Source organism: Bacillus sp. JJ1474 (assembly GCF_036965225.1).
GTDB lineage: Bacteria > Bacillota > Bacilli > Bacillales > Cytobacillaceae > Cytobacillus.
Window position 1 is genome coordinate 1 of the sequence record NZ_JBALPC010000046.1, and the last position, 9,096, is coordinate 9,096.

Genomic DNA, 9,096 nt, shown 5'->3' on the forward strand with positions numbered 1-9,096 from the left:
AGAATAAAATTAATTAAATCCTTTATAATCGGTCATTTCAAAAACTAGCTAGATACATACATATTTATTTCGGAATATCAATCTTAAATTCCTCATACGTAATTGGTTTTGGATACTTATAAGTTTTAATCTTCAAGCCTTTCTTCTTACCAGCTGCAAATTCCTGCTTAAATTCATTTCCTTCAATTCGTTCCGCAAATGGTTTATCTTCTAGTATAAGGTTTTTCCCAATAGCATCCTCTAGCCATAATGAATTTCTTGAAAGTTTATTGTCTACAATTACATCACTTTGAAGGTCAAAATACAAAACTAATTTATCTTGCTGATAAATTACTTTTGTTACAAGAACCTTCCCAAATTCACCTTGGTCCACGTTAAAAGGCAAACTTTGTTCATCTAAAGGTAAAGAAACTTCTTCCCATCTCTCCTCGGAAACCGGAATGATATAAGGAATAACACTGACTTTTTTGCTGCTTTCTTTTAAAGGTGAATAGAGGAATTTAAGATCCGCTATTTCTTTTCCGTTTTCTGTTTCTCCACTGCCGTTTCCTGTTACAGTGTCTAACACATTACCATTATCATCTATCACATAAAAGTTTAATGAATATGGATCAATCTTGTTATTCCCTTCATCCTTTAACACCTTCACACTGAGATCCGTCCCTGCTGGTCCAAGCTTTAAAGAACTTATTTCAACTTCTGCCCCTTCTATTAATTTCGTTTCCTGTGGCCGTATCACAGTTACTTCATTTGATTGCTTCACCGGAAAAGTGAATTCCCACTTTCCTGGAATAAGACCAACAGCATCAATTCTAATTTTCATGTCAAATTCTTCTGGAAGCTCCTCAGTTGCTGTAATATCAATAATCCCCTTATATTTTTGCGGTGTCACAAATTCTCCTGAATAACTGGAACTGAAATTTATTTCCTTACCGTTCACTTCAATGGTCGGCCGTTCAAGTTGACCAATTGCGAATAGGGATTCCTGTGTAAAACCGAATGTTAAGCGTGTTCCGTCATAAAAAATTTCATTCATTGTTAAGGTAATTCCATTATCCTTTGAGGATTGATTGATGACCTGTGTTAAGCCCTTCTTTCCAGCTAATCTTAAGCCTTCATCCAAGGAATCATTGAAAAAGGTTCCGATAATCGGAATATTTGAGGCGATTTTCGCCATCACGGGGGAAACACTTGCTGAACCGATAAACACCCCAAAGCCTAACACCGCTGCAATAAATGAATAAAGAGCCACTTTCTTCTTTGATGTTTTGGTTCGATTTTCTTTGATTGTATTTGTAATAATTGAATCAAGCTTATCCATTGGGACTGATACCTTATCCAATTCCTTTTTTAAATCCGGCCATTGGTTACTGCTCATTAACACAATCCTCCTTCAATTTTTCTTTTAACAGATTAATCCCACGATGGATGTTTGTTTTCACAGTACCTTCAGGACAATCTAAAACGTAGGCTATTTGCTTCACTGTGTAATCTTTATAAAATCGGAGAATTAAAACCGTTTTATATTTTTCGTCTAATTCCATAACAGCCTGAAGTAAATCGAGATCTTCTTCATTTGATCGGTATGGGGCCATCTTTTCTTCTAAAATTTCTCTCTCAATTGGAATAATTTTTTTCCTTTTGTTTAAATGATCAATCGCTGTGTTGATAAGAATGCGAGATAGCCATGTTGAAAAGTACCGGTCATCTTTAAGATTATTAATCGAAATAAAAGCTTTATATGTTGTTTCTTGGAAAACCTCCAGCGCATCCACTTCGTTTTTCATATAAACATAAGCAATTTTATAAAGTTTGACCTTTTCTTCTTCCATTAACTCTTGAAATGCTTTATTATTTCCCTTTTTCGCACGTTGAACCTTTTTAATATCCGGCAATCTTCTGCCCCTCCCTTCCTCTATCTGTTAGACAAACGGGGTATGTAAAACGTTTCAAATTTTCTTAGGTTTTTATGATTAAACAATTAAAATTCCTCCTAAGCATAGATCTTTTTTTAAAATATAAGGGTGGGTTAAAGAGGAATCTAAAGAAGAGAGACAAAAAAACCGATTCCTTTCTTGGGTCAGTTCACTTGAAAGGGTATCGGCTTTTTTTTTAGATTAATTTTCTAATGTACAAAAATATACTGCAATATTGGCGATATCCCTATAGGTAGTTTAATAACCTTTGAGCTCAATACCTTGCCGTCTCATTAGAATGTCCTATCTTGTAATGTATTTGATTTTTCAAAAAGGAATTACTCCAACTTCCACTATTAAAGACCAATTTTGTTAGTAAACCGTTTATCAGTATTTCATTTTCATAGGCTGATTTGATTGAAGCACTATTAGTGTGGATAAAGATTCGATAACGTGTGCTTTTTAAACAACTTTATTGTCAATCTACAATAACAAGAAATGGAACAAGCATCAAATATCAACATTTACCTTTAACAGAGCCTTTTGTACAAATAATAAAAGGTAACGCTGGTATAATGTGTAAAAAGGAGATGATGATTTGAGGAAGCTAATCGTTTTTCTGTTCGGTCTTTTGTTAGTAGGCTGTGAAAAGGAGGTTATTACAATAACTGATGACATTACTTCCCCTGAAATGAAAATGGTATCACCAAAGGAGCATCACCTCTTAGTGGAATGGCTTTCTGACGCAATGGATAGGGGAAACCACGATTTTGATACTGGGACACATGGCGAATTGGTAATAGATCCAAAATCTGCTCCACTTGAACGAGGGGATGTTGTTTATTATAAGATGTTCGAGACGGCAATTAAAGAGAACCCAGAAATTCCGGAAAATTATCTAGGCAGAGTTGTAGGTTTACCCGGCGAGACAATTGAGATCAAGGATGGTCACGTTTATATTGATCATAAGAAATTTGATGCATTTTATGGAGTGGCCACTATAAGGGGGATGGAAGAAGAGGAGTATTTAGATCAAGCTGATTTGAGTCATGTTAATGATTTAGCTTGGGTTAAGAGTTACTTTAATACGAATTTGGAGCCTATAAAAGTTGATGAAGAAACGGTATTTGTTTTGGTTGACCACTGGTGGCGGGGGATAGACAGCAAAGATTTCGGTTTGCTGCCGTTGGAAAGGATACTAGGGAAAGTGTTAGGGTATTCGGATGAATTTTAAACTTAAAATCATAGAAATTGTTTTTGAAGAGTAGGGAGAATAGAAGGAATATGGACATTCAAGAGATAATAAAAGAATTAAAAAATATAGAAATCATTCAATCAAGTTCCGTTGAGTATAAACAATTAAATGGAGGTACTGTAAGTGAATTGTATCTCCTGAGTACCACTGATGGTGAAAGATATGTTGTAAAGTTGAATGAACCGCAAGTTATTCAATCTGAAGCCAATTTTCTTACCTGTTACAAGGATTTATATTTATTACCGCGTCTTCTCTATGTTGAACCGTCAAATAATTTTATCGTTTATTCATTCATCAACGGTTCTACAAATTATGAAAGAAATAATAAACAGCAAGTGCTCAAAGAACTTGTGCAAGGATTGATAAACCATTATAAGGCCGTACCAAATAATGTTGGTTGGGGATGGGCGGATGAATTAACAGATTCATGGCAAAGTTTCCTTTTGAATGAACTGATGGAAGCAAATAAGATTTTAGATTCATATTTAGATAAAGATGAGTATACCTTTGTGCTTAACCTTGTCAAAGATTCAAAAATAAATAGTCTGGACAGAGAACCATTTTTATTGCATGGGGATTGTGGAGTGCACAATTTTATCTTTCACAATGGACAATTAAGTGGTGTGATTGACCCGACTTCTGTTATCGGAGACCCCCTTTATGATTTAATTTATGCATTTTGTTCTTCACCAGATGATTTAACGAAAGAAACGATCCATTCAGCAGTGAATCACTTACTATTAAAAGAAAAAATAAGTGAACAATTATTATATGAGCAAGTACTTATTGGATTATATCTCAGGTTAGCAGCCTGCATTAAACATCATCCCCATGATTTTAATGACTATCTAAATGCTTGGAACTACTGGAAAAATATCAAAGCCATTTCTTAACATGGGTATTACAGTAAAAGAATACGGGGCAGGTCCCTTAGCTCAATAAGCGTTAAACCTGTTCCCGTGGCCTTTGCCAATATGATGACTTGCCTCTGGAGTTAAAGTTTAATTCGATTAAAAATATTTTTCTTAATAATTAAGTAGTTCTTAATTTCGAAATTTAAATAAAATAGATTGGCTCTAATTTCGAATTCTTCCCTTGTTTTCGGTAATTCTGTTTCACGTATGGACTCTTCGTACTCCTCTAATTGTTTTAATGCAATGGTTGTATCTCCTGAATCAACATGTTGACTAATATTTAGAAATATATTAGCAAGCATTCCTCTTTGTTTGACATCTAACTCTGATGAAGAAACAATGCTTAGAATGGCTACCATCTGTTTTAGGATTTCCAGTTGATCCTCTCGCATTTCGAGATAATAATAAACTTTATTTTCTTTTCTTAACAGATGATTTTCTACATCTTGTATAACTATGTTTTTAGCTTGATTCAGGATATTTTCTACTTCGTTTAATTCTTTTCCATCCCAGTTTCGCTCACTATTTTTTAGTAATGCTGAAAATTCGTAAAGAATAACGCTAAATTTATGTTCGATTTCAATTTTGTATTTTTCAATTTCTTTCTTAAAGCTTGGCATAATGCTGTTTACGAGTAAGGCGATTCCTATACCAATGAAAATAATATAGAGTTCATTCAATAGGTTTTCTAGACTGGCTTCCTTCACTGTATAAATATGTAAAACGATAACTGTGCTTGTGACAAAACCTTCCTGAATACGTCCTTTTATAAGGATTGGGACAAACAATAATATAAATAGAGTTAAGACAATTGGATTATATCCTAATAGTTCAAAACATAAGGAACCAAGAATTAAAGATAAAAGAGATGCGAAAAACTTTTTCTGAATAGAATGTAATGTCTTTTTCTTTGTCTTCTCAATACACATAATAACGATTATGGCTGCAAAGGATGCAAATTCTAAGTCGAGTAAAGTCGCAATCCAAATTGCTAACCCTGCCCCTATCGCAGTCTTAATTGTCCGATATCCCATTCCAACCATAAGTATCACCCTACTGTTCTCTATAATTTCATTAATCCAGCAGATATTCATTCTAACAGAAAAAGATGGGGACATGAAGGCTAAGGACAGGTCCTAAGCTCATTATGCCGAAGTAACTGTTGTAACTGCTAAACTAAATTCAACAGTTTCCGCCAAATAAAAAAATGAACACTTTTTTACCAATAAAAATCAAAGTTAGACTAATATGATACTTATCAGCATTGTTTAGCTGGAGGATGGGAAAGGTGGAAAAGTTACTGTTGTTCACAGAAGTACATCAATTAAAGTACAAGTCTAGGTTGATTGGGGAGAAATTACTGTGAAAAATAAGGATATTTTATTATCTTTGTACTCTCAGAGACTCAGCATTCCAAGAGGGAAATCTGAAGAATACTTAAAGGAAATGCTTGAAAAACATCAGAATAAAAAAGTTGGTACTGAAGAAGCGATTAAAAGGTGGGATAAGTTTGCCGAAACATATTCAGCAGTACATACTGAACAAGGAGACCTTCATAAAGAAGTTTTTTTAAATCCTACTTTATTGTCACTTATGGGAACGGTAAAGAATAAAAAAGTTTTAGATGCTGGATGTGGTGAAGGATATTTTAGTAGAATTTTAGCTAAATCTTCAGCAGCTGTAACAGCAGTAGATTATTCAGAAAAAATGTTAGAAATCGCCAAAGAAAGAACTCCCATTGATTTGAGAATTGATTATACATATGGAAATTGTGAGGATTTAAATTTTTTAGAGGATAACAGTTTTGACCTAATTGTATCGAATATGGTCATACAAGACCTTGCAAATTATGAAAAGGTATTCCAAGAAATGTATCGCCTATTAGTAGATGGAGGATATTTTATTTTTTCAATTTTACATCCTTGTTTTGTTACTCCGGAGAGTGGATGGGAGAAAACAAAAGATGGTGAAAAGTTACATTGGAATGTTGATAAATATTTTTATGAAGGTGTTTATGAACAAAGGCTAGGCGATAAAGAAAAAATGCTATTATTCCATAGAACTTTAACGAGCTATGTTAATAATGTAATTAAAGCAGGTTTTCATTTAGAAGGCTTAGTAGAACCGAAACCATTTGAAGAAATGTTGAGAAAATATCCTTCATTTGAAGAAGATTTCAGAAGTGCTGATTTTATAGTTTTTAAATTGAGAAAGAAAATTTAATTTATTGATCGGAGACACTTCACATTTTAAATAACTTTGATTTTAAGAGGAATTTGTTTTATTTGCCCATTTACAGGGTGCGATGCTTCCATAACAGAGAATCCATTTTTCTTATATAAGTTAGACTAGATAAATACCTTCCTTTATACATCTTCTGGAAGGTTTTTTTATTTAGTTTTTTTAAATAAAGGATAACTCGGAAAGCCCCCATCCCGATGTAATACTGGCTTTGGAAGTGATGCAGAAGAAACAAGCATTTTGTTCATTTATACTTTTTTCCATATAGGGAAATATTATTCCATAATGTATTTATTCCATAGGAGGTTTTCTTAATGGAAGACAAAACCAATATACCTTTAACTGCTGCGGAAATGTCTGGTTTATGGATGCAATACAGATCTTCCTGCCCCTATGGGTTGGGATTCGGCTGTTTTAGATACGACAACAAGTGTTTTTTCGGATAAATTAATGATGTACCATGTCTCGGCCATGATGCCGCGGGAATTGGAAACTTTGGAATGGCACTGGCAGCAAGTCAAAGAAAAGATTTAGGCTTTAAATATGCGTCTTTAATTCCAGAAATCTCACTGTATGCCGAGGATGGAGCTAATATTATGATTAAACACGGTTGGATGGAGTAACCTCCACAAGAAGATGACCGTGACCAATTAATAAGGAATAAATGAATTGAGTGCGTGTTCGTTGGTCCTGTTCTTTTACCTATATTGTTTTTAATTCCCGGCTTAAGTATTGGGTTATTCGAATGAGCGCTTTATCCGTAACAAGGATAAGTGCTCTTTTTCATTTTTGGGCAAGATAATTTTAAAAAGTAAATAGGAGGAAATAAATTTGAATACAAAAGAGAATGCGTTATCTATCTTCGCTTTAGGTGGCTTGAATGAAATCGGGAAAAATATGTATGCAATCGAATATTCAAACGATATCGTGATAATCGACTGTGGAAATAAGTTTCCAGATGAAAGTTTATTAGGAATTGATTTGATTATCCCTGATATCGCTTACTTAATAGAAAATAAAGATAAAGTCAGGGCTTTAATTGTCACACATGGCCATGAGGATCATATCGGGGGGATCCCATTCTTCTTAAAAAAATTGAATGTGCCGGTTTATGCCACACGCTTCACACTAGGATTAGTTGAGATCAAATTAAAAGAACACAAACTTCTAAGAGAAAGTGAACTGGTTGAAATCAGCTCAAACTCAATACTAAAAATCGGAGAAATGAGTGTGAGCTTTTTCAAAGTGATCCATAGTATTCCTGATTGCTTGGGCATAGTCTTTCACACACAAGAAGGGAATATTGTACATACCGGTGACTTCAAGTTCGATTTAACCCCTGCGAATAATGAGCATGCTGATTTTCATAAAATGGCGGAAATCGGCAAAGAAGGAGTCTTACTTCTACTGTCTGAAAGTACGAATGCTGAGCGTCCTGGTTTAACCCCATCGGAACAAATGGTAGGTGAACATGTGGAAGCAGCTTTCATGAAGGCCGAACGCAAAGTGATTGTTTCAACCTTTGCTTCGAATATTAGCCGTGTTCAGCAAGTCGTAATTGCAGCATTTAAAACAAATCGAAAACTTGCGTTACTTGGGCGAAGTATGGTTAATGTTGTAGACGTGGCTATGGAACGTGGTTATTTAACCGTTCCTGATGGAATGTTAATTTCCCCAAATGAAGTCAATGAATTGGCTCCTGAAAAGGTAGCTATTTTATGCACGGGAAGTCAAGGAGAACCATTAGCTGCCCTTGCCCGCCTGTCCACTGGAAACTTTCGCGGTGTCGATATTTTGCCTGAAGATACGGTTATCCTTGCGGCAGGTCCAATACCTGGGAATGAACGTAATGTCACGAGTATCGTAGACAACTTATTTGCACTTGGGGCCAAAGTGATTTATGGAACTGGAAGTACATCCGGCATGCATGTTTCCGGCCATGGTTATCAAGAAGATTTAAAACTAATGCTTACATTAATGAAACCAAAATATTTTATTCCCATTCACGGTGAGTTTAGAATGATGCATCATCACCGTTTGTTAGCTGAATCCGTTGGAGTAGAGAAAGGAAACACGTTTATCATTAATAATGGCGATGTGGTCGAGATTGAAGATGGCCTTGCGCGCCAAACCCGGACCGTACCAGTTGGAAATACATACGTGGACGGCGGGGATGTCGGTAATATTGGGGAATATGTATTACGGGACAGAAAACAGCTTTCTGAGGACGGAATGTTTATGATTATTGTAACGATAAGCAAATCGGATAGAAAGTTGCTGGCTGAACCCGAAACGATTTCTCGCGGATTTACAGATCATCGAGATTTTTCGGAGCTACGCAAAAACGTAAATGAACTCACTATAAAAACGGTCAACGAGCTACAAGAAGCAAATAGAAGTTCAAGGAATGTAATGAAAAAACAAATAAAAAAATCAATACGAGAATATCTATATACACAAACTAAGAAAAATCCAATGATCGTTCCCATACTTATTGAAATTTAGTAATGGGGAAGTTTTAAATTCATTGACCTTCAAGAATCGGGCGCGTTTATGAAGTAACTAAAACTTATTTTCTTATTGGAATTTTTAGTATTTCATAAATGCCCCTTCAAGTATGCAATTTGTCTTTATCCTCTAAATTCAGCTAGAATGTTCGTAATTTACAAGGAGATCTATAAAATGTTGATTTTGTGCTCGTTGTTTTGCCCCATAAACTAGTTGTGGAAAAAGCTAACTTTCCAACTGTTCAAAAGTCCAAGCAGCGGTG

At 34.9% G+C, this 9,096-nt stretch carries 8 protein-coding genes; 5 read left to right on the forward strand and 3 right to left on the reverse strand.

The genetic code is table 11. From position 1 onward, the window contains the following. Positions 1-64: 64 nt before the first annotated feature. Both V7164_RS07215 and V7164_RS07220 read right to left on the reverse strand, forming a co-directional pair. The gene (locus tag V7164_RS07215) at positions 65-1,378 is read right to left on the reverse strand and encodes a DUF4179 domain-containing protein (RefSeq protein ID WP_335346100.1); all 1,314 of its coding nucleotides are present in this window, start codon (positions 1,376-1,378) and stop codon (positions 65-67) included. Continuing rightward, entirely contained in the window at positions 1,368-1,895 is a 528-nt protein-coding gene (locus V7164_RS07220; protein ID WP_335346099.1) for a sigma-70 family RNA polymerase sigma factor, read from the reverse strand. The genes V7164_RS07215 and V7164_RS07220 overlap by 11 nt, the downstream gene beginning before the upstream one ends. A 619-nt stretch (positions 1,896-2,514) precedes the next feature. On the opposite strand from V7164_RS07220, the gene lepB reads away from it, so the two are divergent. Both lepB and V7164_RS07230 read left to right on the forward strand, forming a co-directional pair. Continuing rightward, a complete protein-coding gene (gene lepB, locus V7164_RS07225; RefSeq protein WP_335346098.1) occupies positions 2,515-3,150 on the forward strand; it encodes a signal peptidase I in 636 nt (211 codons plus the stop codon). Between the two features lie 50 nt (positions 3,151-3,200). Next, complete coding sequence (locus V7164_RS07230; protein WP_335353769.1) at positions 3,201-4,064, forward strand: aminoglycoside phosphotransferase family protein; 864 nt, start codon at positions 3,201-3,203, stop codon at positions 4,062-4,064. 101 nt (positions 4,065-4,165) lie between these two features. Here V7164_RS07230 and V7164_RS07235 read toward each other — a convergent pair whose 3' ends face one another. Next, a complete protein-coding gene (locus V7164_RS07235; protein WP_335346096.1) occupies positions 4,166-5,128 on the reverse strand; it encodes an aromatic acid exporter family protein in 963 nt (320 codons plus the stop codon). Between the two features lie 403 nt (positions 5,129-5,531). On the opposite strand from V7164_RS07235, the gene V7164_RS07240 reads away from it, so the two are divergent. The 3 genes from V7164_RS07240 (at position 5,532) to V7164_RS07250 (ending at position 8,831) form a co-directional block, all read left to right on the forward strand. Further along, entirely contained in the window at positions 5,532-6,308 is a 777-nt protein-coding gene (locus V7164_RS07240) for a class I SAM-dependent methyltransferase (RefSeq protein WP_335353770.1), read from the forward strand. Between the two features lie 518 nt (positions 6,309-6,826). Then, on the forward strand, positions 6,827-6,949 hold the full coding sequence (locus V7164_RS07245; RefSeq protein ID WP_335346095.1) for a DUF3231 family protein: 123 nt from the start codon (positions 6,827-6,829) through the stop codon (positions 6,947-6,949). Positions 6,950-7,157: 208 nt separating this feature from the next. Then, positions 7,158-8,831 (forward strand): ribonuclease J, encoded by a 1,674-nt coding sequence (locus tag V7164_RS07250; protein ID WP_335346094.1) that lies wholly within the window; start codon positions 7,158-7,160, stop codon positions 8,829-8,831. Positions 8,832-9,096: the final 265 nt, after the last annotated feature.